The following is a 22,198-nucleotide window of genomic DNA, read 5'->3' as shown; positions in this document are numbered from 1 at the left end:
CGTTCGGAGTAGCTCTGCTGGCAGCGGAGTGACGTTGCGGCAAGGCTGGCGGACAGGGCCGCCGGCGGGCGGCTTCTGTCTGTCGCACGGGAGCGCACCATGTCCGGGAGTACGCAGTCCAAGCCTGCCGAGTCTTCGATCAGTCGGGCCAACGAGGATACTCTGAGGCGATTTCCATTCGATGACACCCAGGACATGGACGACGCCCGGCGCGGGTTCATGGGAACGGCACAGAGCAGCGAGATCAGTACGGCCGACGGCACAGCCGTCTGGAATCTGGACGCCTACGGGTTCCTGGCACAGGACTGCCCGCCCACCGCCAATCCGAGCCTGTGGCGGCAGAGTCGGCTGGTCGCCGATCACGGGCTGTTCGAGGTCGTGGAGGGCATCTACCAGATCCGCGGATTCGATCTGTCGAACATGACGGTCGTCGAGGGCGAGCGCGGCGTCCTGGTGGTCGACCCGCTGATCTCCTCCGAGACCGCCGCGGCGGCCCTCGCGCTCTACCGCAGCCATCGCGGCGACCGCCCCGTGACCGCCGTGTTGTACACGCACAGTCATGTCGACCATTTCGGTGGGGTGAAGGGCGTGGTCACCGAGGAGGAGATTGCCGGGGGCGTGCCCGTGATCGCGCCGGAGGGATTCCTGGAGCACGCGGTCAGCGAGAACGTGTACGCGGGCACGGCGATGGCGCGCCGCGCCGCCTACATGTACGGGGCCGCCCTGCCCAAGGGACCGCAGGGACAGATCGGCGCGGGTCTGGGGCAGACGACCTCAACGGGATCGGTCGGACTAATCCCGCCGACGCTCGACATCACCCGCACCGGGCAGACGGAGACCGTCGACGGCATCCGCATGGTCTTCCAGCTCACCCCCGGCACCGAGGCCCCCTCCGAGCTGAACATCCATTTCCCCGACCACGCGGCACTGTGCCTCGCCGAGAACGCAACCCACAACCTGCACAACCTGCTGACCCTTCGGGGTGCGGAGGTCCGGGACCCGCGGGTCTGGGCCCTGTATCTGACGGAGGCAATCACCCTGTTCGGCGACTCCACCGACGTTGCCTTCGCCTCCCACCACTGGCCCGTGTGGGGGCGGGAGAAGACACAGGGCTTCCTATCCGAACAGCGCGACCTGTACGCCTACCTGCACGACCAGACGCTGCGCATGATCAACCAGGGAATGACGCCTCTGGAGATCGCCGAGACCATCGAAATGCCTCCGGCGCTCGAGCGGGCGTGGCACACCCACGGCTACTACGGTTCCGTGAGTCACAACACCAAGGCCATCTACCAGCGGTACATGGGCTGGTTCGACGGAAACCCGGCGCATCTGTGGGAACACCCGCCCATCGAGGCGTCGAAGCGGTACGTGGAATTCATGGGCGGTGCCGACGAGGTGGTACGCCGAGCACTCGACGCGTTCGCCGCAGGCGACTTCCGCTGGGTCGCGCAGGTCGTGAACCACGTCGTCTTCGCCGACCCGACCCATGCACAGGCCCTCGCTCTGCAGGCCGACGCACTGGAGCAGCTGGGGTACGGCAGCGAGAACGGCACCTGGCGCAACTTCTACCTGACGGGCGCTCTGGAGCTTCGGCGGGGCCCGGTCGGGTCGCCGACCGTCACCACGTCCCCGGACTTCCTGAGCGCCCTCTCGCTGGCCCAGCTCTTCGACGCACTGTCCATCCGGGTCGACGGTCCCCGTAGCTGGGACGCGGACATCACCGTGCGCTGGAACGTGAAAGGCGGGGAGCCCGTCACACTGCGGCTGCACAACGGCGTGCTCACCCACGTCGTCGGCACGGGCCCGGCGGCCTCCGCTCCGGACGTCGAGGTGACTCTGGACGAGGCCGCTCTGCGCGCTGTCCTGCTGGGCAGCCTCCCCCCGTCAGAACTTGCGGGACGAGCCACCATCACCGGTGACGCGGCGAAGATCACCGAACTCCTCGGTCACCTCAGTGCTCCGGACCCGGAATTCGCCATGGTCACTCACTGACCCGACCGGCCACGGCGGCGCGGACCGGCACGGGCTGGTCCGCGCCTGCCTGGTCCATGAACTGTTACCGGCAAGGAGAACGCCCATGGCATCCGTCGACGTTGCCACGCTGCGCCGGATGAGCGACGCGCTCTTCATCGAGCGGGGTCTGCGCAGCGCCGGCTCGACCCGGTTCTGGGGGCTGCTCGTCCTCGCGTCGGTCATCGCGAGCGCGGGCGTGGTCGGCGATTCGACTGCGACCGTCATCGGGGCGATGATCGTGGCTCCGCTGATGACTCCGATCCTGGGCAGCGCACTGGCGTTGGTCCTTGCCGACCGGTCGCAGGTGGTGCGCTGCGTGCTGCTGGTGCTGGGCGGTGCGCTGGCCGTGGTGGCGGTCGGCATGCTTCTGGGCTGGATCGCCGCTCCGCCTGACGCGTTCGCCTCCAACAGTCAGGTCACGTCCCGGATCAGCCCGCGTCTGATCGACCTGCTCGCCGCGCTGGCCACGGGTACCGTGGGCGCCTTTGCACTGGTACGCGCAGATATCTCGGACGCCCTGCCGGGTGTGGCGATCGCCATCTCCCTGGTGCCGCCGCTGGCCGTGACCGGGCTCCTCCTCACGGTGAGCCGCTATCACGACGCCGGTGAGTCCGCGCTGCTCTTCGCGACCAACGTGGCGGCCATCGTGGCGACCGGCACGGTCGTCTTCCTCGTCTTCGGCGTGCGAGGCGTGGCACAGGAGTCGGGCTTCGCCGTGGGACGGTTCCACGGCGGTTCACTGGCGGCTGTGGTGGGGCTCATGCTGCTGGTTGCCGTACCGCTGACCACCGGGACGATCAGCGTGGCCAGGGACCGCTCCCTGGCCGCCGACGCCCGCCCGGTCGCCGAGAGATGGGCCGCGACCGGGAAGTGGCAGATCGCCTCCGTCGAGGGCCGCAACGGTGTCGTGGTCATCGGCGTACTCGGGCTGCCGCCCCAGCCGGCGCCCACGGCGCTGCGTGCCGCCCTCGACCGCAACGGCATGCGGGACGCGGATCTCGAACTCCATCTGGTGGGCGGCCGCACCCACTGGTGCCCGGCGGACACCGACACCTGTACCGTGCGGGACTCGGCCATCGGCTGACCTGGGCCGACGGTAGTGCCAGAGCGCCGCGTGAACCCCGGCGTGGTGGCCGGGAGGCCGCGCCCCGGGCCCTGCGGGCTCAGAGTGCTCGGCTAAAGTGGCTCCCCCATGAACACGCAGCAAACACCCCCACCACCGGTCACCATGTCGCCCCTTTGCTGCGTCTGCACCTTTTCGGCCGCTTCCGCGTCTCGCGGGACGGTTGTCCCGAACCGACCGGCCGGTGGCCGCGGCTGACGGCACAGACACTGGTCAAGCTGCTCGCGTTCACTCAGGGCCATCGGCTGCACCGTGAGCAGATCATGGACCTCTGCCGGCCGGATACCGATCCGCACGCGGCCGCCGGCAATCTCCGCGTCGCTGCACGCCGCGAGGCGCGCGCTGGAGCCAGAGCTCGCCCCGCGCGCCGCGTCGTCGTACCTCGTGTCGGACGGGGCGCTCGACCACGCGGTCTTCGCCTCGTCGGACATCCCGTACGCGGACGGATACGCGATCGTCTACACCTGGATCACGCGCAGTGACCCCACGGTCGCGGTGAGCTGGACACCGCCACGCCCCGCGTCCTCATGGAGATCCGTGACGGACGCATTGGTGAAGTGCTGCACCAGGCGGTCGGCGGCAGTCCTTGGTCACACGACAACTACTTCATCGACGGCAAGAACAACCCGCTGTACCACCTCAGCTACGGCACGTTCCTGGGCTTCGGCGCGGATGGTGCGGACACCTCAAGCTCCGTGGTCGCCCCGTTGCGAGGCGTCCAGTTCATCAATGGCCCCGATGGCCGCAGGCTGCTGGCGGGCGGCATGGAGGGCGGCGTCGGCGCCTGGGACCTGTCGGTGCTGACCACGGGCTGGTCCTTCCAGGCAGGCCTGGGGACCGCTGCCCGGATGGGCGGTCGCAACTACCTGGCGGCCGACATCGACGGTGACGGTGTCGACGACATCATGCCGCTGAAATCCGACGACTTCGGTCGTAACCGGATGGCCGACCAACTGGGCGGAGGCGTCCTGTCGCTGAACAACGCCATCCAGCAGATGACCACGTACACACCGTCCTGACCCCTGCCGGCTGACCGCCGGACACTACTCCGAGAACCCCCTGGGCCCTGCCCAGGGGGTTCTCGGCATGGCTGGAGTGCACCTGCCTGCGCACCACAACTCCCTCTACCCACGCATGACACCGCCCACTACATTAATCCGGAACACATATCCAATATCTGGAACTTCTGAGAGATGAGGCGCTGTGCACACGCTCACCTTCCTGACCATCGGCCAGGCCCCGCGTCCGGACCTGTCCGAAGCCATCAAGGCGCATCTGCCAGCCACCGCGCGCATACGGCAGGCCGGCGTGCTCGACGGCCTGAGCCATGGGGAGGTCGAGCTCCGCTTCGGGGCGACAGAGGGACGAGCGACCCTGCTGAGCCGGCTGACCGACGGCAGTTCCGTGGCCCTGGACGCCGATGCGGTCGGAGCGGGGCTGCAGTCCTGCATCGATCAGGAGGAGGCCGCGGGCGCTGATGTCGTGGTGCTCCTGTGCACCGGTGAGTTTCCGAGCCTTCGGACCCGGCGGGCGCGGCTCGTCGAGCCGGACGCCCTGGTCACGGGGTACGTCGGCACCGTCCTGCGGGGCAGCCGTGTCGGGTTCGTCGTCCCGCTGCCCGAGCAGGTGACCGAGGCCCGGAACAAGTGGCGGGCCGTCGTTCCGGACCCCGCCTTCACCACGGCCTCGCCGTACGCCGAAAACGACGCGACCCTGCTCGCGGCGGCCTGCACTCATCTCGAGGCCGGCGCGGACGCCCTGATGCTCGACTGCATGGGGTACGGGGCGCGGCACCGCCGGTCCCTGCGCGCGGCAGGGATCACCGTGCCGGTCCTGACGCCGGGCGCGGTGGTGGGCGCCGCCCTCGGACCCCTGCTGGACTGAGGGCGCCTCAGCGGCCGGCGTCGGTCTCGACGTACCGCAGCCAGTACGGGTCGCCGATGCGCTTGCCGACGCGCAGGGCGGCGTCCCGTACCGCCCGGCCGAAGCGGGCCGCGTTCCCGTCGTGCAGCTCGGGCGCGGGCAGCGCGACGCCTATGCCGAAGATCTGCCCGGTGTCGCTGTCGAGCACGGCGGCGGAGACTCCGGCGACGTTCGGTACGTACTCGCCGCGCGAGGACTCCCAGCCGTCGGCGCGCACCCTGGCCAGGCAGGACGTCAGTTCGCCGGGGGTGCGCGGCGCCGATCCCGTGCTCTGTTCCAGGCGCGCGTCGACGAGGCGCAGCACCTGCGCGTCGTCCAAGCGGGCGAGCAGTGCCCGCCCCATGGAGCTGGCGTAGGCCGGTGCGCGGGTGCCGGCCGGGGTGTACGCCTGGAGGGCGCCGGTCGTCCCGAGCCGCATGTGGAGCACGAGCGACTCGGACCCGTCGAGCACGTCCACGTATCCCGTGTATCCCATGTCGGCGACCAGCCTGGCCAGTTCCTCCTCGAGGAGGGAGGCCGTGCTGCGCGAGGCACGGAAGTGGTACGAGGCCTCCATGACGAGTACGCCGGGGCGGTAGGCGCGGCTCGTCGGGTCGCGGTCGAGGAAGCCGTAGTCGGCCATCATGCTGAGCGTCCGCGAGACGGAGCTCTTGGGCAGATCCAGTGCCCCCGCGACATCCGTCACGGTCAGATCGCGCTGCAGACGCGCCATCAACCGCAGGACATCGCGCGCGTTGGCGAGTGTGCTCACCGTTCTCCCGCCTCCCCCGAGCTCCCCCGAGTCATGTCGTCCGATCGTAAAGGGCGCCCGGGCGCCTTCTAGACCGCCCCTCGTCCGTGACTCCGGACCGCCCACATTTCGAGAACCCCGGCTCAGCCCTTGACGGCGGACTGCGCCATATGGATGATCCAGATAGATCCCAGATATTCACACTCTGTTCCATATTTTAGAACTTCCCCAGGCGACTGACAAGGCGCCCACCCGCACGGGAGCACGAAGACCCATGAGCACTGACGCCTCTCCCCAGGCAGAGACCTCGCAATCCGCGAGTGAGGGCCACCGTCATCCCCGCGCCCTCGCCCCCGGCAATCTGATTCTCACCGTGGTGCTCAGCGTGTTCGGCGCGATCGTGGGAGTACAGCTGCTCGCCACCCTCGGCGTCACTCCCAGCACCTCGCTGATCGGCGCGCTGGCCGCGATGACGCTGGCCCGGGTGCCGCTCGTCTGGTTCCGCGGCTTCCGCTCGGTGCACGCCCAGAACCTCGCGCAGACCAGCATCTCCTCGGCCACGTTCGGCGCCGCGAACAGCCTGTTCCTGCCGATCGGCATCCCGTTCCTGTTCGGGATGGACAACATGATCATCCCGATGCTCATCGGGGTGGCCGCCGCGATGCTGGTCGACGCCTGGCTGCTCTATCGGATGTACGACACCCCGGCCTTCCCCGCGAAGAATCCCTGGCCGCCGGGGCTCGCCGCCGCCCAGGCCATCAAGGCGGGCGACGAGGGCGGCCGCCGCGCCAAGGTGCTCGGCCTCGGTCTGCTGACCGGTCTGGCCGGCGCCGCGTTCGCGCTGCCGATGTCGGCGTTCGGCGTGGCGCTGATCGGCGGCCTCGGAGCCATGGCCGCCTTCGGCGTCGGCCTGCTGTTCAACCAGTACGCCGATCCGCTGTTCGGCCTCGATCTGGGCGCCATGTACCTGCCCCACGGCATGATGATGGGCGCGGGCCTGGTCGCCCTCTTCCAGGTCGGCCGCACCATCGTCCAGGCCCGGCGCACCCCGGCGGACGACACCCGCGCGACCGGACCGGCCGACGCACCGGAAGGCGCCCGGCGTCTGGGGCGCTCCATGCGTCTGGGATTCGGCGCCTACCTCGTGATCTCGGTCCTGCTCGCGTTCGGCACCGGTGCCGCCACGCACATGAGCCCCGGCATGCTGATCGGCTTCCTCCTGTACGCCTCCGTCGCCGCGTTCCTGCACGAACTGCTCGTCGGCATTGCCTCGATGCACTCCGGCTGGTTCCCCGCCTTCGCGATCGCGCTGATCACTCTGCTGCTCGGCATCCTCATCGGCTTCCCGCCCGAGGCTCTCGTCGTGCTCTCCGGCTTCACCGCCGCGACCGGTCCGGCCTTCGCCGACATGGGGTACGACCTGAAGGCGGGCTATCTGCTGCGCGGCGAGAACGCCGACCCGGCCTTCGAACTGGAGGGCCGCCGTCAGCAGCTGATCGCCGCGATGATCGGCTTCGGCGTCGCCATCGCCGTCGTCCTCGTCTCGTACCGGATGTTCTTCGACAACGGGCAAACCGCCCCGATCGACGCCGCCTACGTCGCCGCGATCAAGGCGGGCCCGTCCGCGGAGACCGCCCGGGACCTCGCCCTGTGGGCGATCCCCGGCGCGATCGTGCAGCTGATCGGCGGATCGAAGCGCCAGCTCGGCATTCTGCTGGCGACGGGGCTGCTGATCACCACACCGATGGCCGGCTGGATGGTCGCCGCCGGCGTCGCCGTCCGCGTCCTCGCCCCGCGCGTCCTCGGTCCGAAGGCCAAGGACGACCTGGAGGTCTTCGCCGGCGGCGCGATCGCCGGTGACGCCCTCTACTCGTTCGGCAACGGCGTGTTCAAGGCCGCCAAGTAGGCCGAGCAGCCAGCCCCCGAACCTCCTCTCGCACCCCTGTACAGAACCACCCTGGGAGACCCCCGTGAAGCGACAGTTGACCCATGACGACATCCGCGCGGCCGTGTACGGCGGTGCCGTACTGGGCGGAGGCGGCGGCGGCTTCGTCGAGCGGGGTCTGCGCACCGCCGAACTCGCCCTCGACATCGGCGTGCCGGAGCTGTGGACGGCCGAGGAGTTCGCAGCCGACGACCTGACCGCGACGGTGGCCCTGGTCGGCGCCCCCGCAGCGCCCGACCCGCAGGTACTGCCCAAGCACCTGCTGCGCGCCCTGGAGCTGCTCCGCCGTGACCTGCCGCGCCCGCTCGTCGCGATCCACACGAATGAGAACGGCGCCGAGACCACCATCAACGGCTGGTTCCACTCCGCGATGACCGGCCTGCCCGTCATCGACCTGGCCTGCAACGGCCGCGCGCACCCCTCCAGTGTGATGGGCGCGATGGGCCTGCACCAGGAGGACGGCTATCTCTCCTCCCAGGGCTACGCGGGCGGCAAGCCGTACGCGTACGTCGAGGGCTCGGTCTCCGGCGGCCTGGAGGCCACGTCGAACGTGGTCCGGCGCGCCTCCGTCGAGGCGGGCGGCTGGGTGGGCGTAGCCCGCAACCCCGTCGAGGTCGGCTACGCGGTGCGCAACGGCGCGCCGGGCGCGATCGGTTTCGCCATCGACCTGGGCCGTCGCTTCCTGGCGGGCGGCGTGCTCGGCGCCGCCCAGCATCTCGGCGGCGAGATCGCCGTGACCGGCACGGTGCGCGAGTACAGCTGCGAGCAGCGGGAGGGCCTGGACGTCGGCGTCGCGGTCCTGGACGACGCGGCGCGCACCACCCTGTACATCGTCAACGAGTACATGGCGCTCGACGTCGCCGGTGCCCGCCGGGCGTCGTTCCCCGATTTGATCACGACGTTCGACGAGGCCGGTCAGCCGCTCGCATCGGCGGACGTCGAGGTCGGCAAGCAGGTCAGCGTCCTGGTCGCCCCGGCCGGGAACCTCCTGCTCTCCCGGACGATGTACATGCCCGAGGTGTACGCGCCGGTGGAGGACCTGCTCGGCATCAGCTTCGCCCCGGCCGCGAAGGTCCTCGCCGATGCCTGAGCAGGTTCCGTCCGGTGTCGCCGACGCCGGCCCCGTACGGGACTTCTGTGACGCCCAGTGGGAGACGGAGGTACTCCCCCTCATCCAGCGGCACATCCGCGTCCCGGCGGTCAGCCCCGCGTACGACCCGGACTGGGAGGCTCACGGACACCTCGACCGGGCCGTCGACGAGGCGGCCACGTGGCTGCGGGACGTACCGCTGCCCGGGCTGCGGGTGGAGGTCCTGCGCGCGGCCGGACGTACGCCGCTGATCTTCTTCGAGGTCCCCGGCGAGGGCACGCGGGCACAGGAGACCGTCCTGTTCTACGGCCATCTCGACAAGCAGCCCGAGGGCGACGGATGGACCGAGGGCCGCACGGCGTGGGAACCGTCATTCGATCACCCCCGGCTGTACGGCCGCGGCGGCGCCGACGACGGGTACGCACTGCCCGCGTCGGTGACCGCGGTGCGGGCGCTGGCCGAACAGGGCGCGGCCCGGCCGCGCTGCGTCGGCGTGTTCGAGGCCGGCGAGGAATCGGGCAGCCCCGACCTCGACCACTGGTTCGCCCAGCTCGCGCCGCGCATCGGCGAGGTGGGCATGGTGGTCTGCCTGGACTCCGGCGCGGGCGACTACGAACGGCTTTGGCTGGTCACGTCGTTGCGCGGGGCCTGTGGCGGGACGCTCGACGTGCGGGTCCTCGGCGACGGCGCCCACTCCGGGGACGCGGGCGGCGTGGTGCCCTCGTCGTTCCGGGTGCTGCGGCAGTTGCTGGACCGGCTGGAGGATGGCGCGACGGGTTCGCTGCGCCCGGAAGCGGTGCACTGCGAGGTGCCGGAGGAGCGCCGTGTCCAGACCCGTGACGCGGCGGCGCTCCTGGGCGAGCACGTCTGGGGCCGCTTCGACTGGTACGGGAACGCGTCCCCGGCGACGTGCGATCCCGAGGAGTTGCTCCTCAACCGGGCCTGGCGCCCGAGCCTGGAGGTCACCGGCGCGGACGGGATCCCTCCGGTCGCCTCGGCTGGCAACGTGCTGCGCCCGCGCACACGGGTGAAGGTCTCGCTGCGGCTGCCCCCGACGGTGGACAGCGCGGCGGCCCTCGCGGAGGTCGGCCGAATCCTCGAGGCGGACCCGCCGTACGGCACCTCGGTCCGGTTCACGCCCGACCGGGTGCTCGCCGACGGCTGGCACGCGCCCGCCGAACAGCCGTGGCTCACGGCTGCGCTGTCGGCGGCGAGCCGGGCCTGTTTCGACGGGGCGGACGTCGCCCGGATCGGTCAGGGCGGCACGATTCCCCTGATGGGGAAGCTGACCCGGCAGTTCCCCGAGGCGCAGTTCCTGGCCTGCGGAGTTCTGGGCCCGGGCGCGAACGCCCACGGCCCGAACGAGTCCCTCCACGTCCCCTACGCGCGACGCCTCACGTCGAGCCTGTCGCTCGTCCTGAACGATTACGCGCTGCGGGCCTGCCCTGTCTGAACGACTCGCAGGTGCCGAAGGGCCCGCCCCGGAGTGCTTCCGGAGCGGGCCCGAGTCAGCTGACGCGCGTACCGAATCAGCTCGTCAGATCAGGGCGCTGCGTCACCCGGATCGAGTTGACCAACGTCGTGCCGGTGACCGACTTGAAGGCCACGTTCAGCTGCCCGTCGGTGACCTTGACCGTGAACGTCCTGGACAGCGCGGTCCGGGCGCCGCCCGACTCCAGGCGGATGTCCACGTTCGGGACCTTCTCCATGCCTTCGGCCGTCACGTCGAAGACACGCTTGCCCGGCTTCCCCCGCCGGCTCGGCGAAGCCCAGCTCCATCTGGTAGACGCCGTTCGGAACGGCACCGAAGCGGTACTCGCCGACGCCCTCCCGGCCGGAGCGCAGCAGTTGCTGCTCCTGGGAACTGCCGGCGCCCGCGATGTCCTTGCGGGTGTAGGTGAGGGACGTACCGTCACCCAGGTATCCGAACGCCCCCTCCGCATACGGCCGATCCTGGGTCCAGGCGTCACCGCGTGCGTCCACGGACGCGGTGTCCGCACCGACGTCGACACCCCGCTGGTAGGCGGGGACGACCAGCTTCAGCGGCAGGAGAGCGTCGGCGTGCGGGCGCTCTCCGATGTCAGCACGAGGGTTCCCGTGTAGACGGTGCCGGGCTTGGCGGCCGCCGTGTCGAACGTCAGCGTGACCTGCTGTCGCGCGCCCGCGCCGAGGGTGCCGGGCGCCGGGGCGACCTTCAGCCAGGAGGCACCGGACTTCTCCGCGACGGTGTACGGGGCCGAGGATCCGTCGTTGGTGAGGGCCAGGGTGAGTTCGCGCCGCTCCCTCACCGGTACGACCAACTGCCAGCCGGCCGCGTTGTCCGCCCGAACGGCGCCGGTGGTGAGGGCGGTCTCGGTCCGCACCGTGGACAGGCTCCGCAGTTCGGCGGTGCGGGTCGCGGTGGTGTAGTGGGGCGCCGCGACCGTGACCTTGTGATCGCCGGCAGAGGCCGCCGGCACCTGGGTCAGGTACGCCCTGTCGGCCCGGGTGGTGGCGGTGGCGACGGTTGTGCCGTCGCGGGTGACGGTGACGGTGGCACCGGCGACCGGCTTGCCGTCGTTGGCGTCGTTGGCGTCGGTCACCGTGCCGGACACGGCCGCGTGGCCCTCGGGCCGGAACCGGATCGCCATCCCGTCGCGGATGGAGAGCTGGTTGTACGAGTACTGCAGGGCGTCGGTGCCGTCGTGGTTCTCGGCGCCGATGGTGGCGCCGGTGGCCTGCTCGAATCCCTTCTCGCGCAGGTCGATGTCCTTGTAGTGGAAGGGGTACGTGCCGTCCTCGCCGATCACGGCGGCGAAGCCGATGCGCTGCGTGGTGTCCCGGGCGAGAAGCATGTCGCGCCACTCGACGACGTACTCACGGTGCGGGGCGGTGCCGCGCACCGCTGTGTAGACGCCGGAGGAGGCGTCCATGGCGAGCTGGTCCCAGAACGGGGAGAGCGCGCCGTTGGAGGGCGCCTTGTTCGGCAGCGGGCTGTTGTCCAGCACCGAGAGGTAGCCGAAGACCGGCTGGCCGTCGCGGGAGACCCAGCCCTTGTCATACGTGTGGCCGTACAGCGCGACCGGGAACGGCGGAGTGACGACCGCGTACGCATCGGACGGCTTCACGAGGTCGACTTTCGTCTCGCCGATGGGAGAGTCCGCGGAGACCAGTCGGCAGGTGGTGCCGAAGGCGTCCGTGCGCGTGGCGAGGGCGACGTCCCTGGTGGCGGTGCCCGTGGCCACGTCGGCCACGATGCCGACGGTGGCCGCGCAGTGGTTGAGCGGGGTCAGGCTGATCCGGTACCCGCCGACGGGCAGGGTCAGCTTGTACGTGCCGTCGTCGCGCGCACCGGGGTGCCCTGCACCTTGATAGCGACGTCGGCCTCGGTACCGGAGTCGCTGCGCACGGTGCCGGTCACAGTGCCGGTGGGGGCGGTGGCGAGCGCCGTGTCGTGGAGCGCGGAGCCGCCGTCGGTGACGGTGAGCGTGGCCGTGTCCGTGTCCGTGTCCGTGAGGTAGCCGAACTTGGTCACGGTGACCGTGTACGCGCCGGAGACCAGGCGCGGGAAGGCGTAGGTGCCGTCCTTCTTCGTGGTCAGGGTCGCGTGCGTGGGACCGACCACGGAGACCTGGACGTCGGCGGCCCGGTCGCCACCGATGGTGACGGTGCCGGTGAGGGCGCCGACGTGGTCGCGCGGGGCCGCGTTGACGGCGGCGTACGCGTCGAGCCGGCCTTCGCCGTACACGTTGTTGAACGCCGCGTGCCGCCGCAGGTGGTGTCGTCGACGTCGGTCGCCGACTTGTTCAGCACCGCCTCGGTGGCGGTGACGTCACCGCGCAGCGCCGGAGCCGCCGACCAGAGCAGAGCGACGGTGGCCGCGGTGTGCGGTGAGGCCATCGACGTACCGGACTTGGCCGTGTAGCCGCCGCCTGGGGCGGCCGAACGGATGTTCACACCGGGTGCGGCGATGTTCGGCTTGACCGTGCCGTCGACTCCGGGGCCGCGTGAGGAGAAGGAGGCGATCTTGTCGTTGTAGTCGAAGGCGCCCGAAGCATACGTGTTGACGTAGGCGCCCGGGGATCCGGCCGTGTCGCAGCCCGGGCCGACGTTGCCGTTGGAGAAGGCCGGGAAGATACCGTCGTCCCGCCAGGAGTGGACCATCGCCTGGTACCAGGTGTCCCGGATGTCCGAGCCCCCACGTACTACACGGAGCACGGCACCCATGTCGCCGGCATCATCGCCGGCCAGGGCGCCGACGCGAAGGCGCGGGCCGCGCACGGCGTCGCCCCCGGCGCCTCCGTCCACGCCTACCGCGTCCTCGGCCCCTACGGCAGCGGCAGCACCAGCACCAGCATCGCCGCCATGGACAAGGCGGCCGACGACGGCATGGACGTCGTCAACATGTCGCTGGGCGCCGCCATCAACGACCCGCTCAGCCCGCAGTCCATAGCCGCCGACAACCTCGTCCTCGCGGGCCTCACCACCGTCATCGCCGCCGGCAACAGCGGCCCGAAGCCCGGCATGAGGCCGCCCAGCAGTACGTCATCGGGCGTCAGGTGGAACAAAGTGCGCGCGGCCATCTCGCAGTTGCGGCCGAGGTTTTCGTGGGTCAGCTCCGCTCCCTTGGGCAGACCCGTCGTTCCGGAGGTGTAAGAAAATACGGCCCGGAATCGCTGCGGAAGTAGGCCCAGGGGGCAACCGCTGTGCCGCCCCGTACGGGTGGGCAGCGGCGTCGGCGGTCGGGCGCCAGGGCCTGTCTCCCGAATGACCTGGCCGGTCAGGGTGTGGCAGCGGAGGCGTCGGCGAGGTTCGCGCCAGCGTCGGTAGCCCCCTCTACGTGGCCAACCCCGCGCCAGTCCAGGCACATGACGGTCGCGTCGTCCTGCAGGTGGCCCTCGTTGGCGTCGACGACCGCCGCGATGAGGGTGCCGGCGGCCTGGCGAGGTGGTGAAGGTGGAGGCAGTACACGGCGACGCAGGGCAGGGAGCGGGGTCTCGGAATTCCGGCACGCTCCGCTACATGACAGGTAACGGGCAGCTTCCCAAGTGCCAGGCGGCCCATATGCTGCCGCCTCCACCTGGCCCTATATTCCGTTTCCTTCACTTTGCACTCTTCTTCAGGCCTGCGCGGGCGGGCCAGCGCTCGAACTGCGAACACGTGACTGCTGACCGTCCCCGCTCCCGAGGACGGGCTTGTTGCGGTGCATCAGGTACCCGAGGGTAGCTTCTGACAAAAGGATGCTCTTCAGGCTCTGTGGAGACCACGGCCGACCTCCTGCCGACTTGCCGTACATCACAGCCGGGTGATCTGCCGGTGACAGCTCCCCGGCACGGTTGAGACGCGCGGCCTCACTGCTGCAGGTGACATTGTCTGGATCGGCCAGGATGCGACGGGCGACCTCTCGCAGCACTTCGGAGGCATGCGGATGCAGTTCGACCTGATCGATCTTCCCTCCCATCGCCTTCCGCACGTAATGGAAGTCGTACGATGGCTTGCCCTTCGGACGGCCGGCGGCACGGGTTTTGACGGTGGCGTCACGGTTCCTGCGCTGGATCGCACGCAGTTCCATCTGCGCGCCCCAGGCTTCCATGGTGAAGCGGTTCTCGTCAGCGGAGTCGTCGAGATCCCAGGCTCCGCCATGCCCGTACGTGACGAGCATCTTCTTCTCGTCCCGCATCTTGTAGCCAGTGTTCAGGCAGTCGACGACATTGCGGCCCAGCCGGTCCACCGCTGCCGCGACCAAGCCGTCGTACGGGCCCCTCTCGTCACGGAGCCACGGGCCCAGGCTCGGGCGGGTCACGGGATTAGTGGCGCCGGAGACCTCCCAGTCGTCCGCCCAGCCGATGATGTGCGCCCCGATGGAGGCGGCGGCAGTGAGCCCGTTCTCGCGCTGCCACTCAGGCGAAGACGTCGCCAGTTTCACGCGCGACAGTCGCCGCACGCCAAGCAGGCATTTACCGCATCCGTCGTAGGGACGCTCGATCGCATGTGGGGTCGTACCGTGCAAGATTCTCTCCGTACGCGCACGCATGGTACGGAGAATCGGCGGCACGACCCCTGGGAGCGATCTTGATCAGCCCAGGAAGCTCAGACGAACCTCACGGTTGTCTTTAGCAATGTTCGTGTCCACGAGGCACACCGACTGCCACGTCCCCAGCTCCAACTGCCCCCCGATCACCGGCAGCGTGGCATGTGGCGGCACCAGGGCGGGGAGCACATGGTCGCGGCCGTGGCCGGGGGTACCGTGACGGTGGTGCCAGCGGTCGTCGGCGGGGAGCAGGGTCTGCAGGGCGGCGAGGAGGTCCTCGTCGCTGCCCGCCCCGGTTTCCAGGATCGCGATCCCGGCCGTCGCGTGCGGCACGAAGATGTTGAGCAGGCCGTCTCTGCCATCGGCGGTGCGGGCGAGGAACCGCGCGCAGTCCTCGGTCAGGTCCATGACCGTTTCGGTCCGTCCCGTGGTGACGCTCAGCAGGTGCGTGGCAAAGGTGTCGGGCATGGCTCCATTCTCTCGCCGTCCGGGCGCATCGCGCCCAGGGAAGATCCAGGGCCCCCGCAGGGTTGGTAGAAACGTGAACGACTTTGGGACGCGCGAACTGGACGTGGTGGTCATCGGCGCCGGGCAGGCGGGCCTGTCCGCCGCCTATCACCTGCGGCGCGCCGGTCTCGTGCCCGACCAGGACTTCGTGGTGCTGGACCACGCGCCCCGGCCTGGTGGCGCCTGGCAGTTCCGCTGGCCCTCGCTCACGTACGGCAAGGTGCACGGCATGCACTCCCTGCCCGGCATGGAGCTGACGGGCGCCGACGACAGCCGCCCCTCGTCCGAGGTGATCGGTGCGTATTTCGACGCGTACGAGAACCGCTTCGGCCTGCGCGTGCACCGCCCGGTCGAGGTGAGCTCCGTGCGCGAGGGCGAAAGCGGGCGGCTGCTGGTCGGGACCTCCGAGGGCTCGTACGCCACGCGGGCGCTGATCAATGCCACGGGCACCTGGGACCGGCCGTTCTGGCCGCGCTATCCGGGCCAGGAGACGTTCCGTGGACGGCAGTTGCACACGGCGAACTATCCGGGGCCGGCAGAGTTCGCCGGCCTCCGCGTGATCGTGGTCGGCGGCGGCGCGTCGGGTACCCAGCATCTGATGGAGATCGCCGGGACGGCTGCCGAGACCTATTGGGTGACACGGCGGCCCCCGGTGTTCCGGGAGGGGCCGTTCGGCGAGGAGCAGGGACGCGCCGCCGTGGCCATGGTCGAGGAGCGTGTACGTCTCGGGCTTCCGCCGCAGAGCGTGGTGAGCGTGACGGGGCTCCCGCTCAACGACGCCGTCCGACGCGCTCGCGAACAGGGGGTCCTCGACCGGCTGCCGATGTTCGAGCGGATCACCCCGGCAGGGGTGGCCTGGCCCGACGGCCGGACGGTCGAGGCCGACGTGATCCTGTGGGCGACCGGATTCCGGGCCGCTGTCGATCATCTGGCGCCGCTGCGACTCCGCGAGCCGGGCGGCGGCATCCGCGTCGAGGGCACCCGGGCGGTGCGGGACGCGCGCGTGCACCTCGTCGGGTACGGCCCGTCCGCGAGCACCATCGGCGCCAACCGGGCCGGCCGGGCGGCGGTCCGTTCGGTCACCCGGCTGCTGGACCGTGTGCCGGCCTGATCGTTGACGTCGGCCATGGCACCGGGGCACAGGTAAAGGATCACGCGTACGGAGGATCGGGATCGGATGTTCGCCCGCGCCTGATCGTCCCGGCATGTTCGCTCAGTTGTCGCGCCGCGGCGAATGATTGTCGAGCGCACACGACGGGCCACGGGTGGCGGTCAGCCGACCCCGGACACCGCCACGGGGCGACGCCTCAGGTGGCGACGGGAGCCGGGTGGCTGTCGCCGCGGATCAGGGCGGCGTAGCGTCCGTCCTGGGCGAGCAGTTCCTCGTGCGTGCCACGCTCGGCCGCACGGCCGTCGTCCAGGACGACGATCTGGTCCGCGTCCCGGACGGTGGAGAGCCGGTGCGCGATGGTGAGAGTGGTGCGGCCCTTCGACAGCGCGTCGATGGCCTGCTGCACGGCGTGTTCCGTGCGAGTGTCCAGGGCGCTGGTCGCCTCGTCGAGGATCAGCACCGGCGGGTCCCGGAGAATCGTCCTGGCGATCGCCAGCCTCTGCTTCTCCCCGCCCGAGAAGCGGTACCCGCGCTCGCCTACGAGGGTGTCGTAGCCGTCGGGCAGCCCGGAGATGTGGTCGTGGATCTGGGCGGTGCGGGCCGCTGTCTCGATCTCCTCGTCGGTGGCGTCCGGTTTGGCGAAGCGGAGGTTCTCGGCGACGGAGGCGTGGAAGAGGTAGGTCTCCTGGGAGACCACGCCGACGGCCCGGGCGAGCGTGTCGAAGTCCAGGTCGCGGACATCGACTCCGTCGATCGTGACCCGGCCCGCCGAGACGTCGTAGAGCCGCGGAACCAGGTAGCTGAGCGTGGACTTGCCCGATCCGGTCGGGCCGACGACGGCCAGGCTGTTCCCTGCGGGCACCTTCACGTCGATGCCGCTCAGGGTCGGTCCGCTCTTCGTGTCGTAGCTGAAGGTGACGTCCTCGAAGGCGAGGTCGCCACGGATCTTCTCCAGGCGGACGGGTGTCTCGGGCTCGGTGATGTCCACGTCGAGGTCGAGGTATTCGAAGATGCGCGCGAACAGGGCGAGGGACGTCTGCATCTGCACGCCGGTGGAGAGCAGGCTCACGGCCGGACGGAAGAGGCCCTGCTGGAGGGAGACGAAGGCGACCAGTGTGCCGATGGAGACGGCTGTGACACCCGACTGGAGGGTGAGACCCGCCGCCCAGTAGATGACCGCCGGCATGGCGGCCATCACGATTCCGATGGTCGACATCCGCCACCGCCCGGCCATGCTGGAGCGCACCTCGAGGTCGACCAGGCGCTCGGACTCCTCGGAGAAGGCCTTGGTGAGGGAGTCGGAGCGGCCCATGGTCCGGCCGAGAAGGATTCCGCTGACCGAGAGCGATTCGGTGACCGTGGCCGCCATCGCGGCCATCTGCTTCTGGCGCTGGGTGGTGATCTTCTTGCGCTCCCGCCCGACGCGACGGCTGATCCAGACGAAGACCGGCAGCAGGAGCAGCGAGACGACGGTGAGCCGCCAGTCCAGAGCGAGCATCGCTACCACGGTGGCGACGACGGAGGTGAGGTTGGAGACCAGGGAGGTCGCCGTGGAGGTGACCGTCGCCTGCATGCCGCCGATGTCGTTGGCGATACGGGACTGGACCTCGCCGGTGCGGGTCCGGGTGAAGAAGGCGAGCGGCATCCGCTGCAGCTGGGTGTAGACAGCTGTGCGCAGGTCGTGCATGACGCGCTGGCCGACCGTCGTGGAGATCAGGGTCTGCAGGACGCCGAAGACGCTGTTCATCACGGCGGTGAGGATCATGCCGAGCGCGAGCAGCGTGAGCAGCCCCGTACGCCCCTGGGGGATCGCGGTGTCCAGGACTTCGCGGAGCAGGAACGGCGAGGCGACCGACACGAGTGAGGAGGCGCCGACCAGCAGCCCCACCACGGTGAGTCTGGCGCGGTAGGGACGGAAGAGCCGGAAGATGCGGCGCAGCTCGGCGGGCGGCTGCCCATTGTCTGCGGCTGGAGGCGTCCAGGCGGGTTCGTCGGGTTTCATGGGCTCCTTCGAGAGCGTGCGGCGGAAGGGGGTGGGGCGGGCGGGCGGTTCTCGCGGCTGACAGACCTCGGAGACCGACACGCGAGCCCGACGGTTGGGAGCTTAGCTCATTGTTACCACTATTCACAATGAACGAGGTCCTGATATTGTTCCCGTATGGACTCCCCCGACTCCGACGGCATGCTCGCCGAGCAGCTGCTGCGGCTCACCCGCCGGCTCCAGCGCATCCAGAGCCGGCAGCTGGAGCCGATCGGCATCACCCCGGCCCAGTTCCGCCTCCTGCGCACGACCGCTCACTACGACGGTCCGCCCCGGATGGCCGATCTCGCCGAGCGCCTGGACGTCGTCCCACGCGCGGTGACCACGCTCGTCGACGGCCTGGAGGCGAGCGGCAGGGTGCGGCGCGCCCCGGATCCGACCAATCGCCGGGTGGTCCGTATCGAGATCACGGAGGAGGGCCGGGCTGTGCTCCGTTCGATGCGCGACGCGCGGAAGGCCGCCGCGGAGGAGATCCTGGCTCCATTGACCGCCGAACAGCGTGAGGTGCTCGGCGGGCTGCTCACCGCTCTGGTGGACGGGATGCCGGAGCGCCGCCGCTGCTGAGGCATGCGGTGCGGCCACCGCACCGCGCCGCCGAGGGGACCCTGACATGCCGCTGCTGGAGCCGAAGCCGGAATCCCTGCGCCCCCGTGCGCCCCGCACGCCGTCCCCCGATCGGGTGCCCGGCTGGAAGGCGTCGGGGACCCCGGCGGAGCTGCGGGCCGGTCTGACGGCCCTGCTCGGTCCGGAGAAGGTGCTGTGGAAGGTCTCCGACCTCGTGCGGTACGCCTCCGACGCGAGCCCCTACCGCTTCCTGCCGCAGGTCGTGCTGGTCCCGGAGGACCTCGACGACATCTCCGCGATCCTCTCCTACGCGCACGGCAACGGCCGGGGCGTCGTCTTCCGGGCTGCGGGCACCAGCCTCAACGGGCAGGCGCAGGGTGAGGACATCCTCGTCGACGTACGCAGGCACTGGACGGGGATCGAGGTCCTGGACGACGGCGCACGGGCGCGGATCCGGCCCGGGACCACCGTCATGCGGGCCAATGCCGCCCTCGCCAGGCACGGCCGGATCCTGGGGCCCGATCCTGCCAGCGCCATCGCCTGCACCATCGGCGGGGTAGTGGCGAACAACGCCTCAGGGATGACCGCGGGGATCACCAGGAACTCGTACCGTACGGTCTCCTCGCTGACCTTCGTCCTGCCGAGCGGCACGGTGGTCGACACGGGCGAGCCGGACGCGGACGAGCTGCTGCGTCACGCGGAACCGCAACTGTGCGACGAGCTGCTGGCCCTCAAGGCGGAGATCGAGGCCGACGAGCGGCTCACCGCACGGATCCGGGCCAAGTACGAGATCAAGAACACCAACGGCTACCGCCTCGACGCGTTCCTCGACGGATCGACCCCCGTGGAGATCCTGCGGGGCCTGATGGTCGGCTCCGAGGGCACCTTCGGCTTCATCTCCGAGGTCGTCTTCGACACCCTCCCCCTGGAGCGCCAGGTCTCCTCCGCGCTGCTGTTCTTCCGCTCGCTCACCGCGGCAGCGGCAGCGGTGCCGCGGTTCAACGACGCGGGAGCGACGGCTGTCGAGCTGATGGACGGCAACACCCTGCGCGCCTCGGTCCGGGTCGAGGGCGTTCCCTCCGACTGGGCAGGGCTCCCGCAGGGGACGACGGCGCTCCTGGTGGAGTTCCGCGCCCCGGACGAGAGTGCGCTGGCCGCCTGCGAACGGGCGGCTGCCTCGGTCCTCGCGGACCTCGACCTCGTCGCTCCCGTCGTCTCCGTCACCAACGAGTTCACCCGGGACGCCGCCACCGTCTCCGGGTACTGGAAGGCGCGCAAGGCGTTCGTCACCGCCGTCGGCGGCTCCCGCCCCTCGGGCACGACACTGATCACCGAGGACTTCGCCGTCCCGCCGTCCCGGCTCTCCGAAGCCTGCGAGGCACTGCTCGCCCTCCAGGCCGTCCACGGCTTCGACGCGGCCGTCGCAGGTCACGCGGCGCACGGAAATCTGCACTTCCTGCTCGCCTTCGACGCCGCGCAACCGTCCGACGTCGACCGGTACGCCGCGTTCATGGACGAATTCTGCACACTCGTCGTCGAGCGGTTCGACGGTTCACTGAAGGCGGAGCACGCCACCGGCCGCAACATCGCACCGTTCCTGGAGCGGGAATGGGGCCCCTCCGCGACGGAGCTGATGTGGCGTACGAAGCAGGCCATCGATCCCGACGGGGTCCTGGCACCCCGGATCGTGCTCGACCGGGATCCGAAGGCGCACCTGCGCGGGCTCAAGACCATTCCCAAGGTGGAGCCGGTGGCCGACCCGTGCATCGAGTGCGGCTTCTGCGAACCGACCTGCCCCAGTGAGGACCTCACCACGACACCGCGTCAACGGATCGTGCTGCGCCGGGAGATGATGCGGCAGGCGGCCGGCTCTCCGGTGGAGGCAGGACTCCTGGACGCCTACGGCTACGACGCGGTCGACACCTGCGCGGGTGACTCCACGTGCAAGCTCGCGTGCCCGGTCGGAATCGACACAGGGGCGATGATGAAGGACTTCCGCCACCATCGGCACTCCCCTCGTGAAGAGCGCGTGGCGGCTCTGACGGCGCAGCACTTCAAGGTCGTCGAGGCCTCGGCGCGGGTCGCCCTGGGCGTGGCCGGTCTCGTGACGCGCCATGCCGGCGACCGGCTGCTGGAGGCCGTGACGCGGATCGCCCGCAAGGCCGTGGACCCGGACCTGGTGCCGGAATGGCTGCCCGAGATCCCCGGAGCCGCTTCCCGCTCCATGCCACCGACATCCCGGGCGGGGGCGAGCGCCGTCTACTACCCGGCCTGTGTGAACCGTATCTTCGCCGGCCCGGCGGACCCCGGGGCGCTGTCGCTCGCCGAGTCCGTCGTCTCCCTGTCCTCGCGGGCCGGCAGGCCCGTGTGGATCCCGGAGGACGTGGCCGGGACCTGCTGCGCGACGATCTGGCACTCCAAGGGGTACGACGCCGCCAACGCGGTCATGGCCAACCGCGTCGTGGAGGCCGCCTGGGGCTGGACCGCCGGCGGTTCCCTGCCTCTGGTCGTCGACGCGTCGTCGTGCACGCTGGGCCTGGCGCACGAGGTCGTGCCCTACCTCACCGAGGACAATCGCGCGCTGCACAGGGAGCTGAAGATCGTCGACTCGCTGGTCTGGGCCGCCGATGAGCTGCTCCCTTCGCTGACCGTGTTCCGCAGGACGGGTTCCGCGGTCCTGCACCCCACGTGCTCGATGGAGCATCTGGGCGACGTGGCTCAGCTGCGTACGGTGGCGGAGGCGTGTGCCGAGGAGGTCGTCGTGCCGGACGACGCGGGCTGCTGCGGGTTCGCCGGTGACCGGGGCATGCTGCACAAGGAGCTGCCCGACTCGGCGACCGCCAAGGAGGCGGCGGAGGTCAACACCCGGGAATACGACGCCTATCTGTCGGCGAACCGGACGTGCGAGATCGGGATGGACCGGGCGACCGGCCACCGCTACCACTCGGCGCTCATCGAACTCGAGCGCGCGACCCGCCCCGTCCTCTGACCGCGAGGGCGCGGACGGCCCACGCGGCCGCAAAGGCACGGACGGCCCACGCGCCGACAGCACCCCATCGGGCTCAGGGGGGGGCAGGGCAGCACCGCAGCACCGTATCGGGCTCAGGGGGCAGCAGGGCCGTCGGCCCGGCGTGCCGT

The 22,198-nt window shown here is 70.3% G+C and carries 18 protein-coding genes and 2 pseudogenes; 11 read left to right on the top strand and 9 right to left on the bottom strand.

The features are described from left to right. Positions 1-99: 99 nt before the first annotated feature. The 4 genes from ACFUNE_RS22585 to ACFUNE_RS22570 all read left to right on the top strand — a co-directional run bounded on the left by ACFUNE_RS22585 (position 100) and on the right by ACFUNE_RS22570 (position 5,023). Entirely contained in the window at positions 100-1,995 is a 1,896-nt protein-coding gene (locus ACFUNE_RS22585; protein ID WP_383570812.1) for an alkyl/aryl-sulfatase, read from the top strand. 85 nt (positions 1,996-2,080) lie between these two features. Continuing rightward, positions 2,081-3,100: a DUF389 domain-containing protein gene (locus ACFUNE_RS22580; RefSeq protein ID WP_383570809.1), complete on the top strand. Its 1,020-nt coding sequence runs from the start codon at positions 2,081-2,083 to the stop codon at positions 3,098-3,100. A gap of 566 nt (positions 3,101-3,666) precedes the next feature. Then, positions 3,667-4,158 carry a hypothetical protein gene (locus ACFUNE_RS22575; protein WP_383570806.1) on the top strand — a complete coding sequence of 164 codons (492 nt, stop codon included), beginning with the start codon at positions 3,667-3,669 and terminating at the stop codon, positions 4,156-4,158. Positions 4,159-4,342: 184 nt separating this feature from the next. Next, positions 4,343-5,023, top strand: a complete 681-nt coding sequence (locus tag ACFUNE_RS22570) for an AroM family protein (RefSeq protein WP_383570803.1) — start codon at positions 4,343-4,345, stop codon at positions 5,021-5,023. A gap of 7 nt (positions 5,024-5,030) precedes the next feature. Here the strand turns inward: ACFUNE_RS22570 and ACFUNE_RS22565 are convergent, their stop codons facing one another. Next, complete coding sequence (locus tag ACFUNE_RS22565) at positions 5,031-5,813, bottom strand: IclR family transcriptional regulator (RefSeq protein WP_383570800.1); 783 nt, start codon at positions 5,811-5,813, stop codon at positions 5,031-5,033. A gap of 253 nt (positions 5,814-6,066) precedes the next feature. Here ACFUNE_RS22565 and ACFUNE_RS22560 point away from each other — a divergent pair, with 253 nt between their 5' ends. From ACFUNE_RS22560 to ACFUNE_RS22550, 3 genes are all read left to right on the top strand, one after another. Continuing rightward, positions 6,067-7,698, top strand: a complete 1,632-nt coding sequence (locus ACFUNE_RS22560) for an OPT/YSL family transporter (protein WP_383570797.1) — start codon at positions 6,067-6,069, stop codon at positions 7,696-7,698. 64 nt (positions 7,699-7,762) lie between these two features. After that, entirely contained in the window at positions 7,763-8,827 is a 1,065-nt protein-coding gene (locus ACFUNE_RS22555; RefSeq protein WP_383570794.1) for a DUF917 family protein, read from the top strand. After that, entirely contained in the window at positions 8,820-10,280 is a 1,461-nt protein-coding gene (locus ACFUNE_RS22550) for a M20/M25/M40 family metallo-hydrolase (RefSeq protein WP_383570791.1), read from the top strand. The genes ACFUNE_RS22555 and ACFUNE_RS22550 overlap by 8 nt, the downstream gene beginning before the upstream one ends. 76 nt (positions 10,281-10,356) lie before the next feature. Here ACFUNE_RS22550 and ACFUNE_RS22545 read toward each other — a convergent pair whose 3' ends face one another. The 4 genes and pseudogenes from ACFUNE_RS22545 to ACFUNE_RS22530 form a co-directional block, all read right to left on the bottom strand. Then, the gene (locus ACFUNE_RS22545) at positions 10,357-10,551 is read right to left on the bottom strand and encodes a hypothetical protein (protein WP_383570789.1); all 195 of its coding nucleotides are present in this window, start codon (positions 10,549-10,551) and stop codon (positions 10,357-10,359) included. 315 nt (positions 10,552-10,866) lie between these two features. Then, complete coding sequence (locus ACFUNE_RS22540) at positions 10,867-12,060, bottom strand: carboxypeptidase-like regulatory domain-containing protein (RefSeq protein ID WP_383570786.1); 1,194 nt, start codon at positions 12,058-12,060, stop codon at positions 10,867-10,869. Positions 12,061-12,128: 68 nt separating this feature from the next. After that, on the bottom strand, positions 12,129-12,554 hold the full coding sequence (locus ACFUNE_RS22535; RefSeq protein WP_383570783.1) for a carboxypeptidase regulatory-like domain-containing protein: 426 nt from the start codon (positions 12,552-12,554) through the stop codon (positions 12,129-12,131). A gap of 89 nt (positions 12,555-12,643) precedes the next feature. Then, positions 12,644-12,970: pseudogene (locus ACFUNE_RS22530) on the bottom strand (S8 family serine peptidase); the annotation flags it as partial. Here ACFUNE_RS22530 and ACFUNE_RS22525 point away from each other — a divergent pair. Then, on the top strand, positions 12,962-13,462 hold the full coding sequence (locus ACFUNE_RS22525; protein ID WP_383570780.1) for a S8 family serine peptidase: 501 nt from the start codon (positions 12,962-12,964) through the stop codon (positions 13,460-13,462). The pseudogene ACFUNE_RS22530 and the gene ACFUNE_RS22525 sit on opposite strands and share 9 nt — an antisense overlap. On the opposite strand, the pseudogene ACFUNE_RS22520 reads toward ACFUNE_RS22525, so the two are convergent. The 3 genes and pseudogenes from ACFUNE_RS22520 to ACFUNE_RS22510 form a co-directional block, all read right to left on the bottom strand. Next, positions 13,399-13,674: pseudogene (locus tag ACFUNE_RS22520) on the bottom strand (AMP-binding protein); the annotation flags it as partial. The gene ACFUNE_RS22525 and the pseudogene ACFUNE_RS22520 sit on opposite strands and share 64 nt — an antisense overlap. A gap of 251 nt (positions 13,675-13,925) precedes the next feature. Further along, positions 13,926-14,816: a recombinase family protein gene (locus tag ACFUNE_RS22515; protein ID WP_383570777.1), complete on the bottom strand. Its 891-nt coding sequence runs from the start codon at positions 14,814-14,816 to the stop codon at positions 13,926-13,928. A gap of 66 nt (positions 14,817-14,882) precedes the next feature. Further along, positions 14,883-15,305 carry a secondary thiamine-phosphate synthase enzyme YjbQ gene (locus ACFUNE_RS22510; RefSeq protein ID WP_383570774.1) on the bottom strand — a complete coding sequence of 141 codons (423 nt, stop codon included), beginning with the start codon at positions 15,303-15,305 and terminating at the stop codon, positions 14,883-14,885. 73 nt (positions 15,306-15,378) lie between these two features. Between ACFUNE_RS22510 and ACFUNE_RS22505 the strand changes: the two genes are divergently transcribed. After that, positions 15,379-16,455: an FAD-dependent oxidoreductase gene (locus tag ACFUNE_RS22505; protein ID WP_383570771.1), complete on the top strand. Its 1,077-nt coding sequence runs from the start codon at positions 15,379-15,381 to the stop codon at positions 16,453-16,455. Positions 16,456-16,651: 196 nt separating this feature from the next. Here ACFUNE_RS22505 and ACFUNE_RS22500 read toward each other — a convergent pair whose 3' ends face one another. Next, positions 16,652-18,457 (bottom strand): ABC transporter ATP-binding protein, encoded by a 1,806-nt coding sequence (locus ACFUNE_RS22500; RefSeq protein ID WP_383570768.1) that lies wholly within the window; start codon positions 18,455-18,457, stop codon positions 16,652-16,654. 156 nt (positions 18,458-18,613) lie between these two features. Between ACFUNE_RS22500 and ACFUNE_RS22495 the strand changes: the two genes are divergently transcribed. Both ACFUNE_RS22495 and ACFUNE_RS22490 read left to right on the top strand, forming a co-directional pair. After that, positions 18,614-19,060 carry a MarR family winged helix-turn-helix transcriptional regulator gene (locus ACFUNE_RS22495; RefSeq protein WP_383570765.1) on the top strand — a complete coding sequence of 149 codons (447 nt, stop codon included), beginning with the start codon at positions 18,614-18,616 and terminating at the stop codon, positions 19,058-19,060. Positions 19,061-19,106: 46 nt separating this feature from the next. Beyond that, positions 19,107-22,049 carry an FAD-binding and (Fe-S)-binding domain-containing protein gene (locus tag ACFUNE_RS22490; RefSeq protein ID WP_383570762.1) on the top strand — a complete coding sequence of 981 codons (2,943 nt, stop codon included), beginning with the start codon at positions 19,107-19,109 and terminating at the stop codon, positions 22,047-22,049. The last annotated feature ends 149 nt before the right edge of the window (positions 22,050-22,198 follow it).

It is taken from the genome of Streptomyces sp. NPDC057287 (genome assembly GCF_042667905.1).
Taxonomy (GTDB): Bacteria; Actinomycetota; Actinomycetes; order Streptomycetales; family Streptomycetaceae; genus Streptomyces.
The sequence above is the reverse complement of the archived record's forward strand: the minus strand, read 5'-3'. Positions and strand labels throughout refer to the sequence as shown.

Bases quoted from the DNA above. Each gene is read 5' to 3' on its own strand.
- ACFUNE_RS22580 (WP_383570809.1), top strand. From the start codon at position 2,081: ATGGCATCCGTCGACGTTGCCACGCTGCGCCGGATGAGCGACGCGCTC.
- ACFUNE_RS22500 (WP_383570768.1), bottom strand. From the start codon at position 18,457: ATGAAACCCGACGAACCCGCCTGGACGCCTCCAGCCGCAGACAATGGG.
- ACFUNE_RS22495 (WP_383570765.1), top strand. From the start codon at position 18,614: ATGGACTCCCCCGACTCCGACGGCATGCTCGCCGAGCAGCTGCTGCGG.
- ACFUNE_RS22550 (WP_383570791.1), top strand. From the start codon at position 8,820: ATGCCTGAGCAGGTTCCGTCCGGTGTCGCCGACGCCGGCCCCGTACGG.
- ACFUNE_RS22560 (WP_383570797.1), top strand. From the start codon at position 6,067: ATGAGCACTGACGCCTCTCCCCAGGCAGAGACCTCGCAATCCGCGAGT.
- ACFUNE_RS22585 (WP_383570812.1), top strand. From the start codon at position 100: ATGTCCGGGAGTACGCAGTCCAAGCCTGCCGAGTCTTCGATCAGTCGG.
- ACFUNE_RS22575 (WP_383570806.1), top strand. From the start codon at position 3,667: ATGGAGATCCGTGACGGACGCATTGGTGAAGTGCTGCACCAGGCGGTC.
- ACFUNE_RS22490 (WP_383570762.1), top strand. From the start codon at position 19,107: ATGCCGCTGCTGGAGCCGAAGCCGGAATCCCTGCGCCCCCGTGCGCCC.
- ACFUNE_RS22510 (WP_383570774.1), bottom strand. From the start codon at position 15,305: ATGCCCGACACCTTTGCCACGCACCTGCTGAGCGTCACCACGGGACGG.